The sequence below is a fragment of the Streptomyces sp. NPDC002994 genome (genome assembly GCF_040611155.1).
Lineage (GTDB): Bacteria > Actinomycetota > Actinomycetes > Streptomycetales > Streptomycetaceae > Streptomyces.
This window is the reverse complement of the sequence record NZ_JBEXNQ010000006.1, coordinates 109,392-131,811: the sequence shown is the minus strand read 5'-3', so window position 1 is coordinate 131,811 and position 22,420 is coordinate 109,392. Positions and strand designations below refer to the sequence as shown.

The window sequence follows — 22,420 nt, the reverse complement described above, 5'->3', positions numbered from 1 at the left end:
CTCACCGCCACGAACACCAGGGGATCGCATGCCACTCGTCAGCACCGGCGAACTCGTCACCGCCGCCCGGGAATCGGGCCACGCTGTCGCCGCCTTCAACGTCATCACGCTGGAGCACGCGGAGGCGATCGCGGCCGGCGCGGAGCGGGCGGGCGCGCCCGCCGTCCTCCAGATCTCCGAGAACGCCGTGAAGTTCCACGGCGGCGACCTCACCGCCATCGCCGCAGCGGTGACGGCCGTCGCCCGCACCTCCGCCGCGCCCCTCTCCCTCCACCTCGACCACGTCGAGTCCCTCGAGCTGCTGCGCGCGGCGCACCCGGCGGGCTTCAGCTCGGCGATGTTCGACGCGTCGAAGCTGACGTACGGCGACAACGTGAAGGCCACGGCGGACGCGGTCCGCTGGGGCCACGAGCGCGGCATCTGGATCGAGGCGGAGCTGGGCAAGGTCGGCGGCAAGGAGGGCGAGCCCCCGCTCGACGCGCACGCCCCGGGCGTCCGCACGGACCCGGCGGAGGCGAAGGCCTACGTGGCCGACACGGGCGTCGACGCCCTGGCCGTCGCCGTGGGCTCGTCCCACGCGATGACGGACCGCACGGCGGCCCTGGACCACGAACTGATCACCGCCCTGCGCGACGCCGTACCGGTGCCGCTGGTCCTGCACGGCTCGTCGGGCGTACCGGACGAGGAGATCCGGGGGGCGGTGGCGGCGGGCATGGTCAAGATCAACGTCGGCACGGCCCTGAACACGGCCTTCACGGGCGCGGTACGGGAGTACCTGGCCGCCAACCCGACGACGGTCGACCCCAGGAAGTACATCGCCCCGGCTCGCGAGGCGATGACCGGGACGGTGGAGCACTTCCTGGGGCTGATGCGCCCCTAAAGAAGGGGGGTCACTGGATGTGGCCGGCCTTGAGCTCCAGTCGGTCGAGGTTGGCCTCGCACTGGTCGCCCGTGCCGCAGGAGATCACAAAGGTGTTCTCGCCCTCGGTGAGGTTGACGAAGGCGAAGGTGTTGGTCCAGCCCTTGTCCCAGGCGCCTTCCTCGGCGTGGGCGAAGTTCTTCATGTTCAGGCCACCGCCGTGCGGCTTCCCGTTGACGGTCAGCGAGGTCTTCGCGTCCTTGCCCGGCACGCCGTAGTCGATCGACAGCGTGTACGCCCCGGCCTTCGGCACCTTCACCGTCCAGGTCGCCGAGGCGCCCGGCGTATTCAACGGGACGTACGCGCCGCTCGACGACCTGGCGCCGGGGATCGTGGTGTCCGTGGAGAAACCGGAGAGCTGGAGAAGAGCCGCGTCCTTCTTGGGCAGCTCGACGGCCGGCTTGTCGGGCTTGTCCTTCGGTTCCTCGCTCGGCTTGACCGTCTGACCCGCGCTGGAGCCGCCGCCGCCCGTGTCACCGGCCTGCGCGTTCGTCTTGTCCTTGTTGTTGCTGGTCAGCAGGGCGATGCCGATACCTATGACGACGACCGCGACCACTGCCACCGCGCCGATCAGCAAACCCTTGGTGTTGGGCCCGCCACTGCGGCCGCCACCACCACCGCCGCCCGCGTACGAGACCTGGCGGGTGGGTGCGCCGCCGGGCTGCGTCTCGGGGGCCGCGTAGTGGGCATTGGGCTGGCTGTAATTCTGCTGGCCCTGCTGGGCCTGCTGGCCGTACGCCTGCTGCGGGGGCACCTGCTGGCCGTACTGCTGCTGCCCGTACTGCCGCTGGCCGACCGTTCCCACCTGGTGGTACGAGGTTCTGGGCACCCCTGGCTGCGAGGCCGGACCCGGGTAGCCGTAGCCGCCCGAGCGGGGCGAGACCGCGCCCGCTGCCTGTCCGTCCTCGTAGAGGTAGCCGAACGGATCGTCGTCCTCAGGCGTGCTCGTGCCGTTGTTCGCGGCAGTCATCCCTGGTCACTCCTCACCATGTTCGCCAGCCGTCGCCGACCGGGCGAGCCTACCCCGAATGGGCAACCCGAAGGTTTGGCGTAGAACACAGTGCGGTAATAGGGCGTCCGTCAGCCCGCTCGCCTGTGAACCTTGGCACGGGAGCGTTTCTCCACGTACATCCGCTGGTCAGCGGACTGCAACACCTCTTCCGCCGACATCCCGCAGCTCGCCCAGCCGATGCCGAAGCTGGCTCCGACGCGGACCGCCCTGCCGTCGACCCGGATCGGCGGAATGATGGCGTTTCGCAAGCGTACGGCCAGGTCGGCGGCGTCCGCGCTGCCGAGACCGTCGGCGAGAACGACGAATTCGTCACCCCCGAGGCGGGCGACCGTATCGCCGTCGCGTACGCACGTCGTCAGGCGGCGGGCCACCTCGATCAGGACGGCGTCGCCGGTGTGGTGCCCGAACCGGTCGTTGATCGACTTGAAGCCGTCCAGGTCGCAGAAGAGGACGGCGAGACCCTTCGTGCCGTCGTCGACGGCACCTCCGCCTGCCCCTCCGTCGGCGTCCGAGGTGGGCGCGTACATGTGGACGTGGTGGTCGTAGGAGCCCGCGTCCGTGTGCGGGTTGTAGTCGAAGCCGTGCTCGGGCACGGCGCTCCCGGGCGCGGCCGGCTCGCCGTACGCCGCGTCCAGGGCCTCGATCGCCGTGGCGCGCACGGAGTGCGGGCGGCGGCACAGCCGGGCGGCGAGGCGCGAGCGCAGCTCGGCGCTGTTGGGGAGGCCGGTGAGCGAGTCGTGGGAGGCGCGGTGAGCGAGGTGCAGCTCGTGGCGCTTGCGCTCCTCGATGTCCTCGACGTGGGTGAGGAGGAAGCGCGGGCCGTCAGTGGTGTCGGCGACGACGGAGTTACGCAGGGACACCCAGACGTACGTCCCGTCGCGCCGCCCCAGGCGCAGCTCGGCGCGCCCGCCCTCGGCCGACGTACGCAGCAGGGTCCCGATGTCCTCGGGATGGACGAGGTCGGCGAACGAATAGCGGCGCATCGCGGAGGCGGGACGGCCCAGCAGCCGGCACAGCGCGTCGTTCGTCCGCAGCAGCCGGCCGTGCTGGTCGCCGCCCATTTCGGCGATGGCCATGCCGCTGGGGGCGTACTCGAAGGCCTGGCGGAAGGATTCCTCACTGGCGCGCAGGGCCTGCTGCTCGCGCTCCAGGCGGACGAGGGCGCGCTGCATGTTTGCACGAAGCCGGGCGTTGCTGATCGCAATGGCCGCCTGGGACGCGTACATCTGGAGCGCCTCCTGGCCCCAGGCGCCGGGGTGGCGTCCGTTGCGGGGGCGGTCGACGGAAATGACGCCGAGGAGCTCCTGGCCGCCGCCTGACGCGTACATGGGGGCGTAGAGGCGGTCCTGCGGGTGCCACTCGTCGGCGAAGCGGGGCTCGGGGCCGTCGGTGTGCCATTGGGGTACGTCGTCCTCGAGGAGGACCCAGCCCTCGGTGTGCGGGATGAAGTGCAGGTCACCCCATGCCTCGCCCATGGAGAGGCGGCGTTCCCAGGAGGCGCGGGAGCCGACGCGGCCGGTGATCAGGGCTTCGGCTGCGGGGTTGCCCGCGAAGGCGGCGATGACCAGGTCGCCGTCGGGCTGGACGAGGTTTACGCAGGCCAGCTCGTATCCCAGGCCGGCGACTATTCCGTCGGCGACGGCCTGCAGGGTGTCAGCCAGGCTGGTGGCCCGATTGAGGTCGGCGACCACCTGGTGCAGCTGCCGCAGCGTCGCCAGGCGGACGTACGGCTCGGACTCGGCCTCCATTGTTCGCTCTCCCCGAGACCTCGACAGCAACTCCAGGATTCTCATCGCCGCACTTTGTTGCAGTATCACGGCCACTGAATCACAGCGAGCTGCCCACTCGGTACACAGGGTCAGCAATTACTGGGCTCTGTGACTCAAGTCACGTCAGGTGGTGAAGGGTAGCGAATGGCTGGGTGAGGTGGCTGGGAGCGCTCCAAAGGTTTTTTGAACGCAAATACGGACACGAGCTGCGCTGAGACCTGGGCTCGGAGCCGGAGCCGGAGCCGGAGCCGGTCCTAGGACCGGGAGGGGAGCGTACTGGTCCCAATGCCCGATGGTGGCGACGGGAGCCGCGGGCATAGCGTTCCCTGTGTGTTCCAAACGACGACCTCCACCCAGCCCTCCACCCAGCCCGCTGCCTCCATCCCCCATCCTGAGGGGGTGAGCAGCGAAGAGTTCCGGGCCGCTATGTCCCGCTTCACGGCGGGCGTGACCCTCGTGACCGCACACGATCCGGACAGTGGGGCGCGCGGTGAGGACGTCGGCATGACGGCGACGGCCTTCATGTCGGTGTCGCTGGACCCGCCGCTGGTGATGGTGAGCGTACGCAACGGCTCACGCATGGACGATCTGCTGGCGGAGCAGCCGCTGTGGGCGGTCTCACTCCTGTCGGAGAGCCAGCGGCACATCGCGGGACGGTTCGCGATGAAGGGCCGGCTGAGCGACCGCCTGCTGTTCGAGGACATCCCACACACGCGCGGCACTGCGTCCGGGGCCCCGCTGATCGGCGGAGCGCTCGCGGTGGTGGAGTGCGGGACGGAGCAGCGGGTGGTCGCGGGGGACCACACGCTGGTGATCGGCCGGGTGCTGGAGGTGGACGTGGCGAGCGGGGACGACGGCCCACTGGCGTACTTCAAGGGCCGCTACCGGCACTTGGGCTAATCGCGGGGCGGTCCGGGGCGGTCCGGGCAGTCCGGGGCCAGTCCCTGCTAGTCCCAGCCGCCCGAGCGGCCGCGCTTGGTCTCACTGCGTGCCTTCTTGTTCCGCAGACGACGCTCGTTGATGCCCCGTGGAATCTTCTTGGCCCGGCGCGGCTTGGGCGGCGGGGCGGTCGCTTCGGCGAGCAGGGCCGCCATCCGGACGAGAGCGGTCTCGCGGTTGCGCCACTGGGAGCGGTGCTCGGACGACCGTACGGAGACGACGCCGCCCACCAGCCGGGAGGCGAGCCGCTCCAGCGCGCGCTCCTTCCAGACGGGGGGCAGCGCTTCGGTCTTCGCCAGGTCGAAGCGGAGTTCCACCTGGGAGTCGGTGGTGTTGACGTGCTGGCCGCCGGGTCCGGAGGACCTGGAGAAACGCCACATGAGCTCTGCCTCCGGCAGGGAGACAGCACCGCGAATGACATGAGGCCCGGACATGAGTCCAATGATCCCGTGTTCTCACCCACCGCGTCACCCACTTTTCCGTGGAGACGTTTCCGTGGAGCCGGATTCCCGTGGAGACCTGGAACCTTGCGGCGGCCTGTTGGCGTTAGAGCGGGTGAGGGTAGCTTCGGACCTCACGGGTCCGACCGGCCCGCACGACTCCAAGGAAGAGGACATCTCGATGGCTGTAAGTCTGTCCAAGGGCGGCAACGTCTCGCTCACCAAGGAGGCCCCGGGCCTGACCGCCGTCACGGTGGGCCTCGGCTGGGACGTCCGTACGACCACCGGTACCGACTTCGACCTCGACGCGTCCGCGATCGCGGTCAACCCGACCGGCAAGGTCTACTCCGACGGTCACTTCGTCTTCTTCAACAACAAGGCGACGCCGGACCAGACCATCGTCCACACCGGTGACAACCGCAGTGGCGAAGGCGCGGGCGACGACGAGGCGATCAACGTCAACCTGGCGGCCCTGCCGGCCGACGTAGACAAGATCGTCTTCCCGGTCTCGATCTACGACGCCGTGACCCGCAGCCAGAACTTCGGCCAGGTGCGCAACGCGTACATCCGCATCGTCAACCAGGCCGGTGGCACCGAGATCGCCCGCTACGACCTGAGCGAGGACGCCGCCACCGAGACCGCGATGGTCTTCGGCGAGCTCTACCGCAACGGCGCGGAGTGGAAGTTCCGCGCGGTCGGCCAGGGCTACGCGTCCGGCCTGACGGGCATCGCGTCGGACTTCGGCGTCAACATCTAACTGCACCTCAGCTTGCAGGGCACGTTGTAGGTGCAGGTGCAGGTGCAGATGCAGGCCTGTTGAGCAGGGCCCTGGCTTCGGCCGGGGCCCTGCTGCGTTGCCCGGGGCTTCGTGCGCCCCGGAGCGTTGGTCGCGTCTGCGATGGGGGCCGCCACACGTAAGTGTGGCGCCGGAGGCCCGCCCCTCAAGGGCGCTCCTACGTCGCGTCGCCTACGGCGATTCCGCTCCGCTTCTCCCTTGACCGCCGACCCTCCGCCGCAATGCTTCTGGGGGGCGGCCCCCGGGGGGAGCCCACGGGGAAACTCCGGGGAGTGGCTGCTGTGCCGCTGCCGACCGACGGGCTCGGTGATTGGGGCGCACGACGTCTAGGGGGCGGTGCGGCCCCAGGCTCAGCGGCCGACGGGAACGGCCGCTGGTGCGACATCCCCATTCCCACGCACACGAGTCACCCATGTCGGCAGGTGGCCGGCCGTTCGGGTCGACCTGCGGACTATCCCGCCTGCGGGTGGGGCGCGGAGTTGCATGGGGTGACTCGGGCCGGTTCGGCGTCCACCCCGACCGGTGATCGGCGAAGCCTCAAGCGGGTTGCTGATGTGGATGGGTGGTGAGGCACCGACTGCGCCTGCCCATCCCCGCAAATGAATCACACGAGCCGCCTTCCGTCGCCCGAGTCAGGATGTGGGTCGAAACGCTCCCGTGAGAGCCGGAAACGACAGGGCTGAGACGGGTGGGGCTGGAGGGGCGTTGCGGCTCGTCAAGTACCGGGTTCGTTGCGCACCAGGCCCCGAGCGGGCCGTCGGAGCAAGCGAACCCCACCCACCACGACCGAAGGGCTCCCGTGACGGCCGGAAGCGATACGGCTGAGACCGGTGGGACGGGAGGGGTGCTGGGATTCATCAAACGCTGAGTTCGTCGCGTTCCGAGACACCCCCAGCCGGGCCGGTGTGCGCTCGAGCCCGCAGCGGAACGAACGCCCCAGCCCGCCATCCAACACGCGAGCGTTGGCGGCCATCAAGTGCCCCGTCAATAGCGCTCCAAGACCTCGAACCGGGTGATTGGGCCGACCGACTCACCACCCTCCCCGCCAGCGGGTCGAAACACCCCCGCGATGACCGCAAACAAGACAGCTGAGACAGATGGGACTGGAGGCGCGTCAGAGCTCGCCAAGTGCCGGGTTCGTCGCATTCCAACACCCCAGACCGGGCCGAACCCACCAACGACGAAAGCAAGCTTCCCCACGGCCCAACCGTGTGTCGGTGGAGGCTGACGTGGCCGGCCGGGCATCGCATGGACCGAATCCCTCACATGACGCCCACTCAGCCCGCCCTTACGCGTTGAAAGTGGGGCGAAATGGGCATGTGAGGTCGTCATGTGAGGGATTCGGACCACCGAGCCCCCTCATGCCCCCTCAAGTCCCGCCGAGTGCCGCCGAGCCCCAGCGTGAACGTCGGGCCCACCCCAGCGGCCGCGCGGCCGCGCTAGCTGTCTGTCCGGCCGGACCATCGGCAGGACTCCGCGCCCCTGGGCGCCCCTCCACCCACCCACACCCACCACGTGCTTGCGGCCGAGCCGACCACCGGGCGGGGGCGGACGCCGAACCGCCCGAGTCACCCCATTCAACTGCCGCGCCCCACCCGCAGGCGGGACAGTCCGCAGGTCGACCCGGCAGGCCGGCCAGCCGCCCGTCGTGGGTGGTCGTGTGCGTGGGAATGGGAAGGTCGCACCAGCGGCCGTTCCTGCAGTCGCTGAGCCTGGGGCCGAGCCGCCCCCTCAACAGACCGCGCCCCACCCACTCGGCCGACGGCCACCGAGCCGACCCGTGCCACTCCCCCAGCCCCCGTGCAGGGCGTTTTTCTTTGGGCCGTCCCCGTATAAGCGTTAGCGGTGGGCCGGGGCGGCGGGTCAAGGGGAGCCCGCAGGGCTCTCGCGCAGCGACGCGACCGTAGGGAGCGCCCTTGACGCGGCGTCACGGCCCACCGACACTCGAGCGCTCGGGACGGCCCGAAACCCCCAGAAGCAAGCCTTGGTTCGGGTGAGCCCGACCCCGGCCAAGCTGCCCCGCCCCCGCGCAACAAGCCGGTGCCCGGTTAACGGACAGAGGTACGCACCTTTCGGACAAGAACCGGTCAAGCTTTGTCGAGACCCTGTCAATGACGGATTACTCGGTGACACTCTCTCTCCGCGCCGCCCCCCACGGCCGGATGTTGACGAAGGAGTCCGAGTGAGACTGCAGTCCCCCACTCCCCCCGCGCCCCGCGCCACCCCGCGCTCCACCCCCCGCAAGACCGCGCTCCGCGCCGCCGCGCTCGCCGCGTCGGCCGCCATGGTCGTCGTCGGTGTCCAGGCCGGGTCGGCTGGCTCCGCCACCGCCGCCCCCGAAGCAGCGGACCGTACGACAGACCGCGCCAGCGCGAGCGCCAGCGCCACCGCCGCTACCGCCGTGCCGCTCACTGCCCCGCAGCGGGCCGCCGCCATCAAGGACGCGCAGGCCGGCGCCGACGCCACGGCAGACCAGCTCGGGCTCGGCTCCAAGGAGAAGCTCGTCGTCCGTGACGTCGTCAAGGACCGCGACGGCACCGTCCACACCCGTTACGAGCGGACGTACGAAGGGCTGCCCGTCCTTGGCGGCGACCTCGTCGTCCACACCGCGAAGGGCGGCGCCCACAAGGGCGTCGACAAGGCGAACAAGGCCCGGATAGCCGTGCCCTCGACGGGCGCCTCGATATCCACCGCCTCCGCCAAGAAGGCCGCCCTCGCCGCCTCCGGCGAGAAGGACACGAAGGCCAAGGCTCCCCGCAAGGTCCTGTGGGCCGGGAACGGGTCGAAGCCCGTCCTCGCCCACGAGACCGTCGTCACCGGCCTCCAGCACGACGGCACCCCCAGCGAACTCCACGTCATCACCGACGCCGCCACCGGCAAGAAGCTGTACGACTTCGAAGCCATCGAGACCGGCTCCGGCACCGGCCAGTACAGCGGAACCGTCCCCCTCGGCACCTCCCCCGGTCCCGGCGGCTCCGGCTTCGCACTCACCGACAGCACCCGCGGCGGCCACAAGACGTACGACCTCAACCAGGGCACCACCGGCACCGGCACCCTCCTCACCGACGCCGACGACACCTGGGGCGACGGCACGCCCACCAACCGCCAGACCGCCGCCGTCGACGCCCACTACGGCGCCGCCCTCACCTGGGACTTCTACAAGACCGAACTCCAGCGCAACGGCATCCGCGGCGACGGTGTGGCGGCGTACTCCCGCGTCCACTACGGCGACGCGTACGTCAACGCCTTCTGGTCCGACCAGTGCTTCTGCATGACGTACGGCGACGGAGCCGCCAACCAGAAGCCGCTCACCTCCATCGACGTCGCCGGCCACGAGATGACCCACGGCCTCACCTCCGCCACCGCCGGCCTCCGCTACAGCCGCGAGTCCGGCGGCCTCAACGAGGCCACCAGCGACATCCTCGGCACCTCCGTCGAGTTCTACGCCGCCAACAGCAACGACACCGGCGACTACCTCATCGGCGAGGAAATCGACATCCGCGGCAACGGCACGCCGCTGCGCTACATGGACAGGCCCAGCCGCGACGGCAACTCCGCCGACTACTGGTCGCGGAACGTCGGCCGCCTCGACGTGCACTACTCCTCAGGCCCCGCCAACCACTTCTTCTACCTTCTCTCCGAGGGCAGCGGCGCGAAGACGATCAACGGCGTCGCGTACGACTCGCCGACCGCCAACGGCTCCACACTCACCGGCATCGGCCGCGTCAAGGCGTACAAGATCTGGTACAAGGCCCTCTCCACCTACATGACCTCGTCCACCGACTACGCGGGCGCCCGGACCGCGACCCTCAAGGCGACCGGCGACCTGTACGGAGCGAGCAGCGCGGAGTATCAGGCGGTCGCCGCCACCTGGACCGCCATCAACGTCAGCTGACGTCAACTGACGTCAACCAACCGACGGTTTGTCCTGGCCGTAGAGCCAGGTGTCCCACACGTCCTTCAAGTCCTTGCCGGACTTCCTCTCGACGTACGCCGTGAAGTCGTCCGTCGACGCATTGCCGTGGCGGTGGGCGGCGGTCCAGCCGCGCACGATGTCGAAGAAGGCATCGTCGCCCACCGCTTCACGGATCTTGTGAATCACCATGGCGCCGCGCCCGTAGACGGGCTCGTCCGAAATGTGGGCCGCAGTGGGCGGATTGGCCGGCGGGAAAGCCCAGTTGGCCTTCGCGCCGAAGGCCCGGCGGAAGCTGGCGCCCACCGGGATGTTGTCGAAGTCCTCGGCCCACATCCATTCCGCGTACGTCGCGAATCCCTCGTTCAGCCACATGTCACGCCAGGACTCGGGCGTAACCGAGTTGCCGAACCACTGGTGTGCGAGCTCGTGGACAAGCAGTCCCTGGTCGGGCGCGCCCGGGAAAACCGGCTTGGTCTGCGTCTCCAGGGCGTACGCCGAGTCGTTGCCACGCTCGACGATCGCGCCCGTGGAGGAGAAGGGGTACGGACCGAAGTTCTTGACGCCCCACTCCATGACGTCCGGGACGGTGGCCAGGACCTTGGCGCTGCCCTTGGCGACCGTCGGGTCGACGGCTGTGTAGACGGGCACGCCCGACGGTGTGCGTGAGGTCTTCGTCTCGTACGCCCCGATCGCGACGGTGGCGAGGTAACTGGCCATCGGCTCGCCGCTGTGCCAGGCGAAGGCCGTACGGCCGCCCTTGGCTCCTCGCTCGCTCTTCAACTCGCCGTTGGAGATGGCCTTCAGGCCCTTGGGAACGGTGACCGTGATGTCGTACGACGCCTTGTCGCTGGGGTGGTGGTTCCCGGGGAACCACGCCATAGACCCGGTCGGCTGACCGAGCGCGACCGCGCCGTCCACCGTGGTCAGCCATCCCTCCTGCGAGTCGTCGGCGTCGGTGATGGTGGCGGGGTTGCCGGAGTAACGGACGACGGTCGTGAAGGTCTCGCCCTCGGTCAGGTCGCTGTCGGGGCGCAGCGTCAGCTCGTTGCCCGCGCGGCTGACGGCGGCCTCGGCACCCTCCACGGTCGCGGACGAGACGTCCAGGCCGTGGAGGTCGAGGTTGAAGGCGCTCAGGTCCTGGGTGGCGCGGGCGGTGATCTCGGCGGTGCCGGTGAGGCGGCCTGCGGAACCTCCACGGTCACCACGTTCCGGGGCGTAGTCCAGAGTCAAGGCGTAGTGCTGGACGTCGTAGCCGCCGTTGCCGAGTCTGGGGAAGTACGGGTCGCGGACGCCCGAGGCGCCCGGTGTACCGCTGACGCCGCCGAGCCCGCCGAGACTTGTGCAGGACGTGAGCGACCCGAGCAGCGTGGCAGCGGCAGTGGCAGCGGCGACAGCTCCGGCGACGGCGGGAACTGTTCGGCGTACACGTACGCGAGTCCATTGATCCACACAGATGATCCTATGCGCGAAATGTGCCGCCCACACGGTCGCGCCCAAGCCGTCCCGTGACCGCCCGCAGCAGGCCCGCCATGCCGTCGAAGCCCCGGCGTTCCGCGTGGGCCAGCGGCGTGACCCCGTCGGCATCGGGGAGGTCCGGGGTCGCGCCCGCCGTGAGGAGCAGCTCGACGATCTCCTGGTGGGTACGGCCGCCGTCGCCGAGGATCACGGCCTCCAGCAGTGCGGTCCAGCCGAGCCGGTTCACGTGGTCGACCTCGGCCACCATGTCCTTCTCACGCAGCACCGCCCGTACGTAATCGACGTGACCGCGCTCGCACGCCGGGATCAGGGAGATCCCGCCGAAGCGGTTGCACAGCTTGAGGTCGGGCCCGGCGGGCAGCAGGGCCCGCATCATCGGCACGCTGCCGGTCACGCCCGTGACCAGCCAGGCGCTGTCCTCGCGCCGGTCCTGTGCGTCCGGGTTCGCCCCCGCCGCGACCAGCAGCGTGGCCGCCTCCACATGACTGCCGAGCGAGGCGAGCAGCAGCGGGGTGCGCAGCTCCTCGTCACGGCTTTCGACGCGGGCGCCCTCGTCGATGGCGGCCCGGACACCGGCCGCGTCTCCGCGAGCGGCGGAGTCGAGGAGCCGGCGCTCGGCAGGGTTCAGGTTCATGTGGAGGCCTTTACGTGCGTACGTACTTGCTTACTTGCCCGGCCTTACTTGCCCAGCGCCGCGACGCCCGCCTGCGCGAACTTCTCGTCCAGGTCGCCGCTCGGCGCGCCCGCCACACCGATGCCCGCGATCGGCGCGCCCTTGACCTGCACCGGGGCACCGCCCGCGAGGAAGAGCGTGCCGGGGATGTCCTTCAGGTTCGGGGCCTGGGCGAGGCGCTTGGCCAGCTCGGAGGTGGGCGCGTTCCACGAGACGGCGGTGAAGGCCTTGCGCTCGGCGGACTCGTACGACTGCGGGCCGGCACCGTCGCCGCGCAGCGTGACGATGGTGTTGCCGTTGCGGTCGACGACGGCGACGGTGATGCGCTGGTTCTCGTTCTCGGCGGCGTCCAGCGTGGCCTGCGCGGCCTCGGTGGCGGCGGCGATCGTCAGGTGGGTGGACTGCTGGAGGTTCTTGTTGGCGGTGTCGGCCTGTACGGCGACGGCCGGCGCGGCGGCGGGCTCGGTGGCGTTGGCGGACATCGCACCGAAGGTGCCGGCGCTGAGGGCGGCAGCGGCGACGGCGCCGGTCAGGACACGGGTGCGCAGCGAAAGCTTCTTCATGGCGGGACTCCTGGGGAAGGTCTTGAGTGGTGGGACCGTGGTGGGACCGTGGTGGGACCGTGGTGGGACCGTGGTGGGCCTTGGTGGGACCTTCTTCCGCCCCACTCGGCTCTGCTATCGATCCTCCGGCCGCTTCCGGGCCCGTACCGTCGGCGTACCGGCTGCATACGGCGTGCGGGACGGTCGACCTCTCCGTCAGCCGATCGGTTGATGCGGGTCTGGTCCCACCGGGTCACCATGGGGACGTAGGCGCAGGTCAGCGAGGAGCGAGTGGTGCAGCAGGAACACGAGCACAGGACCGAGGAGCGGCCGCGGCAGCCCGACCCCGATGCCCGCTGGCTCGCCCCCGTCATGCACGTGGCGTTCTTCCTGCTGCTCGGCGCCTCGCTGGCCCGGTTCCTGCTGCGGCACCCCGGCGAGGCCCGCACGCCGTGGATCATCGCGCTGAGCATCACGCTGGCCCTGCTGTACGTACTCGGCCCCGTCCTGGGCCCCGCCGCCCCCGGCGCCGCCCGCCCCACGCCCCGCCGGCTGTTCTGGCTGGGCGGGGTCGTCGCCGTCTGGATGGTGCTCGTGGTGCTGGCGCCGAGCTTCGCGTGGTGTGCGGTGCCGCTCTTCTACACCGGGCTGCGTACGCTCCCGTCCCGCGCCGCACTGGTCTTGGTCGGCCTGCTCACCGTGTTCGTCGTCACCGCCCAGCTCCAGCTGTCGCGCGGCGGCTTCGACCCGAACCTGGTGCTGGCGCCGCCCGCCGTGGCGGCCGTCGCGACCGCGTTCTTCGTACACATGCAGCGGCAGGCGGCCCGCCAACGCGCGCTGATCGACGACCTGATCCGTACGCGCCGCGAACTGGCCGCGACCGAGCGCCGCGAAGGCACGCTGGCCGAACGCCAGCGCCTCTCCATGGAGATCCACGACACCCTCGCGCAAGGCCTGTCCAGCCAGCAGATGCTGCTCCAGGCAGCGGACCGGCAGTGGGACGCCGATCCGGCGACGGCGCGCCGCCATGTCCGTACGGCCGAGTCCATCGCGGAGCGCAACCTCGCCGAGGCGCGGCGCTTCGTCCACGACCTGGCCCCCGCCGACCTGGCGGAGGGCGGCAGTCTGGAGGAGGCGCTGCGGATGCTCGCCGCCCGGGAGTCCGCCGCGTTCCGGGTGGACGGGGCGCCGGTCGCCGCGCTGCCGGACCGGGTGCAGTCGGCGCTGCTGCGGATCGCGCAGGGCGCGCTGGCGAACGTACGCGAACACGCGCACGCGCAGGCGGCGGCCCTGACGCTGACGTACCTGGGCGACCAGGTGGTCCTGGACATCGCCGACGACGGCACGGGCTTCCCCTTCGACGAGATCCCATCCGCCACTCCCGGCGTACGCGGCCACGGCCTGCCCGCGATGCGCGCCCGCGTACGCCAGCTCGGCGGCACCCTGACGATCGAGTCGGCGCCCGGCGAGGGCACCGTGCTCTCCGCCGCGATCCCCCTGGAGCCCCAGCCATGAACCCGATGACGCCGGTCCGCATCCTGCTCTGCGACGACCACGTGGTCGTACGCGCCGGACTGCTCGCCCTGCTGGGCAGCGAACCGGACATCGAGGTCGTCGGCGAGGCGGGCAGCGGCGAGGAGGCGGTGGCGCTGGCCGCCAAGCTGAACCCGGATGTCGTCCTCATGGACCTCCAGCTGGGGACCGGCATCGACGGCGTGGAGGCCACCCGCCGCATCGCCCCGACCGGCGTCCACGTCCTCGTCCTCACCACTTACGACACGGACGCGGACATCACGCGTGCGATCGAGGCGGGCGCGACGGGCTACCTGCTCAAGGCCGAACGCCCCGAGGAGCTCTTCACCGCGATCCGCTCGGCCGCCCAGGGCCGCACAACACTCTCCCCACCGGTCGCCAGCCGCGTCATGGACCGCATGCGCGGCGCGGCCCGGCCGACCCTGACGGAACGCGAGACGGACATCCTCGGCCAGCTGGCCCACGGCCTGGGCAACCGCGAGATCGCCCGCGCGCTGTTCATCAGCGAGGCGACGGTGAAGACCCACCTGGGCCGCATCTACGCCAAGCTCGGCGTGGACACGCGGTCGGGCGCGGTAGCGGTGGCGAAGGAACAACGCCTGCTGCCGTAGCGGTACGCCTCGCGGGTCAGAACTCGCTGGTGTCCAGGTCAAAACCCAGTGGCTCGGGCAGCGGGATGGTCTCCGACAGCTTGTACGGGACCTTGCTGGTGTAGTCCTCACCGGCGGGCTCCGTGCACACGACCGCCTTCTCGGCCTCCCGGTCGATGAGCAGATACACGGGGATGCCGGCGCGTGCATAGCCCCGGATCTTCTTGACGCGGTCGTTGCCGGCGGTGGAACGCGAGGTCACCTCGGCGACCAGCAGGACTGGGGAGGGGTCGTGGTACTCCATCTGGTCCGCGAAGCTTCCCTTCGGGGCGATGACCACGTCCGGTTCGACCTTGCCGCTCACCGACGCTCCCGGAAGGAACAGCCCGATCCCGGTGTAGACGCGCAGCCGCGGGTCCTTGCGCCGGACGACGACCTGCCCCGAAACCTCGGACACGATCTCTTCATGCTCGCCATTGGCGGGAGGCGTCACGTGGATCTCCCCTTCGATCAACTCCACGCGCCACCCCTCGGGGGCGGTCGCACTGAACACGTCGAAGGCTTCCTCCACCGTCATGCCCGGGACCTTGTCCTTGTACTTGACCAAGTCCCGATAGTCGACCTCGTCGGCCTCGGCCTCATACGGCTCGTACTCGGGAACAGGCAGTGCCATGTCGGACCTCCTTCGCGCAGCGCGACATTGCCAGCGTATGCCCCACCCCTCGGCCCGAACCCGGATCCGCTCACCCGAACGTGTGAGCGGTGACGTTTCTGCAGGTGGCATGACACCATCGGCTACGTGCTCGACATCGGCTACTCCCTCTCCCGCCGCTTCCCGGACCCCCCGCAGACCGACTACCGGCGCGCCGGCGTCCACGACCTGCGGCACGACCTCTTCTGCGGGGACGTCTATCTCGCCGACACCAAGGCCGACCGGGAAGTGTCCACAGCCTGGGGATGGGTTCCCGTGCTCGACTTCGCCTGGGCGCTGTGCGACATCGTCGAGCAGCTCGACCAGGACCCGCGCGGCAGCCGCTCCGCCAAGCCGCAGTTCGCCGAGCTGGACTTCACCGAGTCGACGGACCGGATGCTCTTCGAGCGCCGCTTCGGCTGGGTCGACATCGCGGCCGACTGGATGCCGGTCGAGGAGCCCCCGATCACCTTCAGCCACCGGCTGCTGCGCCGCGAGGCCCGCGACTTCCTGCACGACCTGATCGCGGACCTCACCGACATGCACGACGGCCTCGCCGACAACCCGGCGATCTGGGGCCTCCAGGCCCGCTTCCCCCGCCTGCCCGCCTAGGACCGTCCGGCCGGCCCTAGTCGCTCTCCACCCGCACCCCGATCTGCGCCGCGAACGCCGGTGCCAGTTCCATGAGTTGGGACGGGCTGATCACCGAGCCCGCCAGCCGGTCCACGCCCCGCGCGATGTCCAGTTCCGCGACCGTACGCAGATCTACGTCGGCCATCGTCGCCGAGCTGAAATCCGCCCGCCGCAGCACACAGTCGCGGAACTCCACCCGTTCCAGACGCGCCCCGCCGAAGTCCGGCTCGACCAGCACGCACCCCTCGAAGACGACGTCCTTCAGACGCGCCCTGCGCAGATTCAGATAGTCGATCTTCCCTCCCCGCACCAGCACCCGCTCCAGGGACGACGCGTGCAGCTGGACCCCGCCGAGCCGGGCGTCGGTCACCTCCACGTCGCGCAGTGACGCCTCGGCCAGGTCCGTGCCCACACCCCGTACCCCGTCCAGCAACGAGTCGATGATGCGCGCCCGGCTCAGCCTGGTCTCGTCGAGCGCGACGCCGTACAGACCGCAGTCCATGAAGCGGGCGCCGCGCCCCTCCTGGCCCCCCAGGTCGAGGTCCCGGAACTCGAGCCCGTCGTAGTCCCCCTCCGACTCCAGCTCACCGGGCCCGAACGGCGCGAGCGGCGGCAGCCGCACCTCGGGGCGCCGTACGGGCTGGACGCCCTTGGACTTCCTTGCGTTGGTGCTCGCGTTCCGTGCCATCCACCCATGCTGGACCACCCCACTGACAATCCCCCCGGCAGCACCCGCCGCCTCCCCGCCCCATGTCACAGCCCCATGTCACATCCCCGCCCCCGCCATCCGTCACCACCAGCGAGAGCGACCAACGACGGCAAGGAGACCAGCAAGATGCGCCCCCACATCACCGTCATCGGCGGCGGCGTCGCCGGCCTCACCGCGGCGATCACAGCGGCCGAATCAGGCGCCAAGGTGACCCTGTACGAGGCCCACCACACCCTCGGCGGGCGCGCCCGCACCGCCGAGGGCCCGTACAAGACCAACGAGGGCCCGCACGCCCTCTACAACGGCGGGCCGCTCTGGTCCTGGCTCAACCAGCGCGACCTGCTCGGCCCGGTCATGGCCGTGCCCCCGCTCGAAGGCGCCCGCTTCCGCTTCCACCGGGGCGGCGCCCTGCGCCGGACCCCGCCGCTCGCGATGGTGAAGCTGGGCCTGCGCTCCACGGCGAAGGCCCCCGTGGACGCCGACTTCCTCACCTGGGCCACCGGCCAGGTGGGCGAGGCCGGGGCGCGCGCGGCAGCCAACTACATGGCGGTCGCCCTCTTCCACCACGACCCCGGTTCCCTCTCCGCCCCCTTCGTGCAGGAGCGGCTGCGGCGCGTCGTCAAGCTTCCGCCCGAGGCGCACTACCCGCGCGGCGGCTGGGCGTCGGTCGTCGACCGGATGGCCGCGAGGGCCTGGAATCTCGGCGTACGGATCGAGACGACGGAACGCGTCACCGCCCTGCCCGAGAACGGCGGCCCGGTGATCGTCGCGACGTCTCTGGAAGCGGCCCGCAGGCTCCTCGGCGACGACGACGCCACCCTCACCTGGGACAGCGGGCGTACGGTGCTGTTCGATCTGGCCGTCAGGACGCGCAAGGGCGACCCGTTCGTCATCTCCGACCTGGAGGCGCCCGGCTGGATCGAACGGTTCACTGCCCAGGACCCCACCCTCGCCCCAGCAGGCGAACAGCTCGTCCAGAGCCAGTTCCCGATCGCGCCCCACGAGTCCAAGGCGGACGGCATCGCGCGCGCGGAGCGCCTGCTCGACCTCGGCTTCCCCGGCTGGCGCGAGCGCACCACCTGGCGGCGCGAGGCCGTTGCCGCAGGCCGTACGGGCGCACTCGACCGGCCCGGCACCACCTGGCGGGACCGCCCCGCCATCAACCGGGGCAACGGCGTGTTCCTCGCCGGCGACCAAGTGGCCGCGCCGGGCCTGCTGGCGGAGGTGGCCTTCAACAGCGGCCTGGAGGCGGCCACGCTCGCGCTGAGGGCCAAAAAAATCACCGGCCGCGAAGGCCGCGAAGGGCTTGACCTCAACCGCGCTTGAGGCACGAGCCTGGGCCCAGTCGCAGATCAACAAACCCGAGGATCCCGAGGAGCCCGCCATGCACGCAGTCCGCCTTCACGCCTACGGCCCCGCCGAGAACCTCACGTACGAGGAAACCGCAGACCCGCCCCCCGGCCCCGGCCAGGTCCGCATCACCGTAGCGGCGGCCGGCGTGCACCTGCTCGACACCGCTCTCCGCGAGGGCCGGCCCGGCCCTTTCCCCGCCCCCGTCGAGCTGCCCACCATCCCCGGCCGCGAGGTCGCCGGTACGGTCGACGCGCTCGGCGAGGGCACCGACCCGTCGTGGCTCGGCAAGCGCGTAGTGGTCCACCTCGGCATGAACCCCGGCGGTTACGCCGAGCTGGCCGTCACCGACGCCGAGCGCCTCCAGGAAATCCCGGAGAACCTCGACGAGGCCCAGGCCGTCGCCATGATCGGAACCGGCCGCACCACCATGGGCATCCTCCAGTTCACCGACGTGACGGCCGACACCGTGGCCATCGTCCCGGCGGCCGCCGGCGGCATCGGCACGCTCCTCGTCCAGTACGTGAAGAACGCCGGCGGCACCGTCATCGGCCTGGCCGGCGGCCCCGCCAAGGTCGCCCGCGTACAGGAGAACGGCGCCGACCTCGCCGTCGACTACAAGCAGCCCGACTGGCCGGAGCGAGTACGCGCGTACCTGGACGCCCACGACCGCCCCGCCACCGTCGTCTTCGACTCGGTCGGCGGGGACACCGGCCGCGCCGCCGTGGATCTCCTCGGCAAGGGCGGAAAGCACGTCGTCTTCGGCTGGTCGTCGGACGGTCTGCACGACGGTTCCCCGCTCACCTTCACCGACGAGGAGCTCGCCGAGCGCGGCATCACCTCCGAGGGCGTACTCGGCCCGGCGATGCTGGGCAAGGCCGGCGGCGACAACCCCGTACGCACCCTGGAGAACCGGGCCCTGGCGGAGGCGGCGGCCGGGCGCCTGGTCCCGGCGGTCCAGCGCTTCCCTCTCGCGGAGGCGGCGGCGGCCCACCGCGCCCTGGAGACGCGCGGCACGATGGGCAAGGTCGTCCTCGTTCCGTAGTGCACCCCAACGGACGGCGGCCCGTACAAGGGCCGGGCCGCCGCCGCCACCGCCACCGCCACCCGCGTCAGCGACGCACGCCCCGCAGGAAGTCCCGTACCAGAGCGGCAATTTCCTCGCCGTGCGTCTCCAGCGCGAAATGCCCGGCGTCGAGCAGATGGATCCGCGCGTCCGGCAGGTCCTTGGCGAACGCCTCCGCGCCCGCCGGCCGGAAGATCTCGTCGCCCCGCCCCCAGGCGACGAGCGTCGGCGGCCGGTGCGTACGGAAATACTCCTGGAAGGCCGGATAGCCACCGACGTTGAACTGGTAGTCCCAGAAGAGCTGAAGCTGGATCTCCTTGTTCCCCGGCCGGTCGAGCCCGGCCTGGTCCAGCGTCCAGGTCTCGGGACCGATCCGGTCGAGCCGGTCCGCCGGCACCCCGTGCTCGTACTGCCACCTGGTCGCCTCGGCGGTGAGCAGCTCGCGCACCGCGGGCTCGTGCGCGTCGCGGTCCTTGGCGTGCGCGAACAGGACGTCCCAGAAGGGCGTGAAGCCCTCCATGTAGGCGTTGCCGCTCTGCGTGACGATCGCGGTGACGCGCTCAGGCTCGCGGCTCGCGATGCGCAGCCCGATCGGCGCGCCGTAGTCATGGATGTACAGCGCGAACCGATCCACCCCCACCTTCTCCAGCAGCGCCAGCGTGACCTCGGTCAATTTCTCGAAGCTGTACGTGAATTCACCGACATCCGGGGCGGCGGAGTGTCCGAAGCCGATGTGGTCGGGGGCGATCAGGTGGAACTCGTCGGCGAGTTCGGCGATCAGGCCCCGGTACATGTGCGAGCTGGACGGAAAGCCGTGCAGCAGGACGAGCGTGGGGCGGGACGGGTCGCCCGCCTCGCGGTAGAAGACCTCCAGGCCGTCGATGTCGATGGTGTGGTGGCGCGTACCGAACACAGACACAACTACTCCCGGGCAGCGGACGTGGGACAGCAGAGAACGATCGTTCTCCCGATGCGGTGTACAGTACGAGAACGATGGTTCTCCACGCAAGAGGTGATCGAGGAATGGACGCGGAAACCGCGGAGGCGCGCCTGCTGGACGCGGCCGAGACCCTCTTCAACGAACGCGGCGTACAGGCCGTCGGCATGGACGCCATCCGCTCCGCGTCCGGCGTGTCACTCAAGCGCCTCTACCAGGTCTTCCCGTCCAAGGACGACCTGCTGGAAGCGGTGCTGCGCCGCCGGGACGAGAGCGTACGCAGCGGAATCGAGCAGTACACCGCCGCGCGCGAGACCCCGCGCGAGCGCGTCCTCGCGGTCTTCGACTACCTCGACGACTGGTTCGCCCAGCCCACGTTCAGGGGCTGCGTGTTCATCAACGCCTTCGGCGAGATGGGCGGCGTCTCGCAAGGCGTCGCAGACGTCGCCCGCGCCAACAAGCGCTCACTCCAGGACCACTTCGCCGAGCAGGTGGCGGCGGCAGGCGTACCTCGCGAGCGCGCGGCCGACCTCTCCGCCCAGCTGGCCGTCCTGGCCAACGGCGCGATGGCGACGGCAGGCATCACGGGCTCTCCGGCCCCGGCCCGCCAAGCCCGCGCGGCGGCGACGGTGCTCCTGGACGCGGCGACTTGACGAGCCGAGCGGCAATTCCAGCCCCTCCGCCGCTTAAGCCCCGGAGCCCGGGGCGAAGCCCCAGCCACCCCCGCCCGCCCGGCGTCTGAGGACCGGAGCCCGGGGCGGAGCCCCAGCTTTCCCCGGCCACTCCAGCCCGCCCGGCGCTTGAGGACCAGGCCGGGGGCAGAGCCCCAGCCACCCCCGCTACCCCCGCCCCTCCAGCCCGTCCGGCGTTTGAGGACCGGGGTCTGGGGCAGCGCCCCAGTTTCGGGAAGGGGCGGGTAGGGGAAAGCGCCGCAGGCACCCGCACCGCACCGCGCACCGCACGGCGCACCCGCACCCCCACACCACCCCCACCCAACTACCCGCCCAACTCCGCCAACGCCCCATCCGTCAGCCGGTAAACCGTCCACTCGTCCTGCGGCTCCGCGCCCAACCCCCGGTAAAAGTTGATCGACGGCTCGTTCCAGTCCAGGACAGACCACTCAAGCCGCTCGTACCCCCGCTCCACACAAATCCGCGCCAGCGACGCCAGCAGCGCCTTCCCGTGCCCACCCCCGCGCTGCGAGGGCCGCACGTACAAGTCCTCCAGGTAAATCCCGTGCACCCCACGCCAAGTGGAGAAGTTCAAGAACCACAGCGCGAAGCCGACCACCTCCCCCTCCTCCGTCTCCGCGACATGCGCGTACGCAGCCGGCCGCTCCCCAAACAGGGCCTCGCGCAGCTGTTCCTCACTCGCACGCGCCTCATGCAGCGCCTTCTCGTACTCCGCGAGCTCGCGGACCATCTCGTGAATAACCGGCACATCAGCAGGTGTCGCGTTTCGAATCATCCCCGCAGCGTAAGCAACGCCCGCGCGACAGCCACCTGCTCCCCCACCAACTCCCCCTCCCCCTCCTCTTCCTCCTCCACCTCCCAAAGACAGTTCTGAAGCACGCGACCGAGCGTCCAAGCCCGCGCCCGCCCCCGATCCAGCCCCAGCACCTCCGTCATCAGGTCGAAGCGCCTCAGCACCTGCCCCTCGTCGAAACGGTTCACCAGCGCCGGCAGCAGCTCGAACCCCGGATCCCCCACCAGCGGCTTCGGGTCGATCACCACCCAAGGCTCAGTTCGCCCCGACCCCGGCAGCGGCGCGAGCACGTTGTCGTAATGCAGATCCCAGTGCAGAAGCTGCCCACCCGGCTCCCCCGCGACCTCCCGCACCGCCCCCGCGCACTGCTCAAGAAGCCGCCGTTCCGCCGGATCCGCGAGCGCCTTCACCGCCTGCGGTACGTCGTCGAGCATCGCCCCCGCGATGTCCCCGAGGCGGCGTACGCCCTCGGGCGCGGCCACCGCGTTCAGCCGCACCAGCAGCTCCGCGAGCACCCGCACCGCGGCCATGGTGTCCGGCACCACCGACAGATGCCTCCCGGCGTCCAGCCGCTCCAGCAGCATGGCGCCACTCACCTCGTCGTGCTCCAGCAGCCGCACCACGCGGTCCCCGCCCCACGCCCGCAGCGCCGCGGCCTCCCCCGCACTCTCCTCGTCCAGCAGCTGCAGCTTCAGAGCCGCCGGCGTCCCGTCGGCCCGCTCCACCGGCAGCACGAGCGAGGCGGCGCCGTGCATCGACGGCCCGGCGAGCCGCAGCCCCCACCGCTCCAGGTACGCCGCCACCTCCCCCGGCAGCGCGGCGATCCACTCCCGCCCCGCCTCCCCGTTGAACTCCACCTGCGTCACGGCCAGAGCTTCCGGAATCACGATCACGCCCCGGATCCTAAGACCACGCATTGCCGCACCCCACCCCCGCCCGCTAGC

General features: G+C 70.7%; 21 protein-coding genes. 10 read left to right on the top strand and 11 right to left on the bottom strand.

The annotated features are described in order from the left end of the window. The first annotated feature begins 28 nt into the window (after positions 1-28). Positions 29-880 carry a class II fructose-bisphosphate aldolase gene (locus tag ABZX79_RS09675; protein WP_355253952.1) on the top strand — a complete coding sequence of 284 codons (852 nt, stop codon included), beginning with the start codon at positions 29-31 and terminating at the stop codon, positions 878-880. 10 nt (positions 881-890) lie between these two features. Here the strand turns inward: ABZX79_RS09675 and ABZX79_RS09670 are convergent, their stop codons facing one another. Both ABZX79_RS09670 and cdgB read right to left on the bottom strand, forming a co-directional pair. Next, positions 891-1,889 carry a carbohydrate-binding protein gene (locus ABZX79_RS09670; protein ID WP_355253950.1) on the bottom strand — a complete coding sequence of 333 codons (999 nt, stop codon included), beginning with the start codon at positions 1,887-1,889 and terminating at the stop codon, positions 891-893. Between the two features lie 110 nt (positions 1,890-1,999). Beyond that, the gene (gene cdgB / locus ABZX79_RS09665) at positions 2,000-3,679 is read right to left on the bottom strand and encodes a diguanylate cyclase CdgB (RefSeq protein WP_355253948.1); all 1,680 of its coding nucleotides are present in this window, start codon (positions 3,677-3,679) and stop codon (positions 2,000-2,002) included. A 351-nt stretch (positions 3,680-4,030) separates the two neighbouring features. On the opposite strand from cdgB, the gene ABZX79_RS09660 reads away from it, so the two are divergent. Beyond that, complete coding sequence (locus tag ABZX79_RS09660) at positions 4,031-4,600, top strand: flavin reductase family protein (protein ID WP_355253946.1); 570 nt, start codon at positions 4,031-4,033, stop codon at positions 4,598-4,600. Between the two features lie 47 nt (positions 4,601-4,647). Here ABZX79_RS09660 and arfB read toward each other — a convergent pair whose 3' ends face one another. Next, positions 4,648-5,082 carry an alternative ribosome rescue aminoacyl-tRNA hydrolase ArfB gene (gene arfB, locus ABZX79_RS09655; protein ID WP_355254292.1) on the bottom strand — a complete coding sequence of 145 codons (435 nt, stop codon included), beginning with the start codon at positions 5,080-5,082 and terminating at the stop codon, positions 4,648-4,650. Positions 5,083-5,260: 178 nt separating this feature from the next. Here arfB and ABZX79_RS09650 point away from each other — a divergent pair, with 178 nt between their 5' ends. Together ABZX79_RS09650 and ABZX79_RS09645 are read left to right on the top strand one after the other, a co-directional pair. Further along, positions 5,261-5,836, top strand: a complete 576-nt coding sequence (locus ABZX79_RS09650; protein WP_355254290.1) for a TerD family protein — start codon at positions 5,261-5,263, stop codon at positions 5,834-5,836. Between the two features lie 2,323 nt (positions 5,837-8,159). Then, complete coding sequence (locus ABZX79_RS09645; RefSeq protein WP_355254288.1) at positions 8,160-9,770, top strand: M4 family metallopeptidase; 1,611 nt, start codon at positions 8,160-8,162, stop codon at positions 9,768-9,770. A gap of 12 nt (positions 9,771-9,782) precedes the next feature. Here the strand turns inward: ABZX79_RS09645 and ABZX79_RS09640 are convergent, their stop codons facing one another. The 3 genes from ABZX79_RS09640 to ABZX79_RS09630 all read right to left on the bottom strand — a co-directional run bounded on the left by ABZX79_RS09640 (position 9,783) and on the right by ABZX79_RS09630 (position 12,503). Further along, positions 9,783-11,156 (bottom strand): M1 family metallopeptidase, encoded by a 1,374-nt coding sequence (locus ABZX79_RS09640; RefSeq protein ID WP_355254286.1) that lies wholly within the window; start codon positions 11,154-11,156, stop codon positions 9,783-9,785. A gap of 94 nt (positions 11,157-11,250) precedes the next feature. Beyond that, complete coding sequence (locus ABZX79_RS09635; protein ID WP_355253944.1) at positions 11,251-11,901, bottom strand: ankyrin repeat domain-containing protein; 651 nt, start codon at positions 11,899-11,901, stop codon at positions 11,251-11,253. A gap of 44 nt (positions 11,902-11,945) precedes the next feature. Then, positions 11,946-12,503, bottom strand: a complete 558-nt coding sequence (locus ABZX79_RS09630) for a heme-binding protein (protein ID WP_214975918.1) — start codon at positions 12,501-12,503, stop codon at positions 11,946-11,948. Positions 12,504-12,854: 351 nt separating this feature from the next. Between ABZX79_RS09630 and ABZX79_RS09625 the strand changes: the two genes are divergently transcribed. Beyond that, positions 12,855-13,997: a sensor histidine kinase gene (locus ABZX79_RS09625; protein WP_355254284.1), complete on the top strand. Its 1,143-nt coding sequence runs from the start codon at positions 12,855-12,857 to the stop codon at positions 13,995-13,997. A gap of 5 nt (positions 13,998-14,002) precedes the next feature. Further along, positions 14,003-14,626, top strand: a complete 624-nt coding sequence (locus ABZX79_RS09620; protein WP_355254282.1) for a response regulator transcription factor — start codon at positions 14,003-14,005, stop codon at positions 14,624-14,626. Positions 14,627-14,642: 16 nt separating this feature from the next. Here the strand turns inward: ABZX79_RS09620 and ABZX79_RS09615 are convergent, their stop codons facing one another. Continuing rightward, positions 14,643-15,278 carry a Uma2 family endonuclease gene (locus tag ABZX79_RS09615; RefSeq protein WP_355253942.1) on the bottom strand — a complete coding sequence of 212 codons (636 nt, stop codon included), beginning with the start codon at positions 15,276-15,278 and terminating at the stop codon, positions 14,643-14,645. A 126-nt stretch (positions 15,279-15,404) separates the two neighbouring features. Between ABZX79_RS09615 and ABZX79_RS09610 the strand changes: the two genes are divergently transcribed. Further along, positions 15,405-15,908 carry a hypothetical protein gene (locus tag ABZX79_RS09610; RefSeq protein ID WP_355253940.1) on the top strand — a complete coding sequence of 168 codons (504 nt, stop codon included), beginning with the start codon at positions 15,405-15,407 and terminating at the stop codon, positions 15,906-15,908. 16 nt (positions 15,909-15,924) lie between these two features. Here the strand turns inward: ABZX79_RS09610 and ABZX79_RS09605 are convergent, their stop codons facing one another. Beyond that, positions 15,925-16,617, bottom strand: a complete 693-nt coding sequence (locus ABZX79_RS09605) for a pentapeptide repeat-containing protein (protein ID WP_355253938.1) — start codon at positions 16,615-16,617, stop codon at positions 15,925-15,927. 147 nt (positions 16,618-16,764) lie between these two features. Between ABZX79_RS09605 and ABZX79_RS09600 the strand changes: the two genes are divergently transcribed. Next, positions 16,765-17,964, top strand: coding sequence for an FAD-dependent oxidoreductase (locus tag ABZX79_RS09600; protein WP_355253936.1), 1,200 nt, complete (start codon positions 16,765-16,767; stop codon positions 17,962-17,964). 58 nt (positions 17,965-18,022) lie between these two features. Continuing rightward, the gene (locus ABZX79_RS09595) at positions 18,023-19,033 is read left to right on the top strand and encodes a zinc-binding dehydrogenase (protein WP_355253934.1); all 1,011 of its coding nucleotides are present in this window, start codon (positions 18,023-18,025) and stop codon (positions 19,031-19,033) included. Positions 19,034-19,100: 67 nt separating this feature from the next. On the opposite strand, the gene ABZX79_RS09590 is transcribed toward ABZX79_RS09595, so the two are convergent. Continuing rightward, positions 19,101-19,973: an alpha/beta hydrolase gene (locus ABZX79_RS09590; RefSeq protein WP_355253932.1), complete on the bottom strand. Its 873-nt coding sequence runs from the start codon at positions 19,971-19,973 to the stop codon at positions 19,101-19,103. A gap of 104 nt (positions 19,974-20,077) precedes the next feature. Here ABZX79_RS09590 and ABZX79_RS09585 point away from each other — a divergent pair, with 104 nt between their 5' ends. After that, on the top strand, positions 20,078-20,644 hold the full coding sequence (locus ABZX79_RS09585; protein WP_355253930.1) for a TetR/AcrR family transcriptional regulator: 567 nt from the start codon (positions 20,078-20,080) through the stop codon (positions 20,642-20,644). A 343-nt stretch (positions 20,645-20,987) separates the two neighbouring features. Here ABZX79_RS09585 and ABZX79_RS09580 read toward each other — a convergent pair whose 3' ends face one another. Further along, positions 20,988-21,458, bottom strand: coding sequence for a GNAT family N-acetyltransferase (locus ABZX79_RS09580; RefSeq protein ID WP_355253928.1), 471 nt, complete (start codon positions 21,456-21,458; stop codon positions 20,988-20,990). Further along, positions 21,455-22,369, bottom strand: coding sequence for an aminoglycoside phosphotransferase family protein (locus ABZX79_RS09575; RefSeq protein ID WP_355253926.1), 915 nt, complete (start codon positions 22,367-22,369; stop codon positions 21,455-21,457). The genes ABZX79_RS09580 and ABZX79_RS09575 overlap by 4 nt, the downstream gene beginning before the upstream one ends. Positions 22,370-22,420: the final 51 nt, after the last annotated feature.

What these genes read in the sequence shown, in the direction of transcription:
- ABZX79_RS09580 (WP_355253928.1), bottom strand. Translation starts at nt 21,458, where the DNA reads ATGATTCGAAACGCGACACCTGCTGATGTGCCGGTTATTCACGAGATG.
- ABZX79_RS09595 (WP_355253934.1), top strand. Translation starts at nt 18,023, where the DNA reads ATGCACGCAGTCCGCCTTCACGCCTACGGCCCCGCCGAGAACCTCACG.
- ABZX79_RS09605 (WP_355253938.1), bottom strand. Translation starts at nt 16,617, where the DNA reads ATGGCACGGAACGCGAGCACCAACGCAAGGAAGTCCAAGGGCGTCCAG.
- ABZX79_RS09620 (WP_355254282.1), top strand. Translation starts at nt 14,003, where the DNA reads ATGACGCCGGTCCGCATCCTGCTCTGCGACGACCACGTGGTCGTACGC.
- ABZX79_RS09650 (WP_355254290.1), top strand. Translation starts at nt 5,261, where the DNA reads ATGGCTGTAAGTCTGTCCAAGGGCGGCAACGTCTCGCTCACCAAGGAG.
- ABZX79_RS09615 (WP_355253942.1), bottom strand. Translation starts at nt 15,278, where the DNA reads ATGGCACTGCCTGTTCCCGAGTACGAGCCGTATGAGGCCGAGGCCGAC.
- ABZX79_RS09585 (WP_355253930.1), top strand. Translation starts at nt 20,078, where the DNA reads ATGGACGCGGAAACCGCGGAGGCGCGCCTGCTGGACGCGGCCGAGACC.
- ABZX79_RS09630 (WP_214975918.1), bottom strand. Translation starts at nt 12,503, where the DNA reads ATGAAGAAGCTTTCGCTGCGCACCCGTGTCCTGACCGGCGCCGTCGCC.
- ABZX79_RS09675 (WP_355253952.1), top strand. Translation starts at nt 29, where the DNA reads ATGCCACTCGTCAGCACCGGCGAACTCGTCACCGCCGCCCGGGAATCG.
- cdgB (WP_355253948.1), bottom strand. Translation starts at nt 3,679, where the DNA reads ATGGAGGCCGAGTCCGAGCCGTACGTCCGCCTGGCGACGCTGCGGCAG.
- ABZX79_RS09670 (WP_355253950.1), bottom strand. Translation starts at nt 1,889, where the DNA reads ATGACTGCCGCGAACAACGGCACGAGCACGCCTGAGGACGACGATCCG.
- ABZX79_RS09625 (WP_355254284.1), top strand. Translation starts at nt 12,855, where the DNA reads ATGCACGTGGCGTTCTTCCTGCTGCTCGGCGCCTCGCTGGCCCGGTTC.
- ABZX79_RS09635 (WP_355253944.1), bottom strand. Translation starts at nt 11,901, where the DNA reads ATGAACCTGAACCCTGCCGAGCGCCGGCTCCTCGACTCCGCCGCTCGC.
- ABZX79_RS09645 (WP_355254288.1), top strand. Translation starts at nt 8,160, where the DNA reads ATGGTCGTCGTCGGTGTCCAGGCCGGGTCGGCTGGCTCCGCCACCGCC.
- ABZX79_RS09600 (WP_355253936.1), top strand. Translation starts at nt 16,765, where the DNA reads ATGCGCCCCCACATCACCGTCATCGGCGGCGGCGTCGCCGGCCTCACC.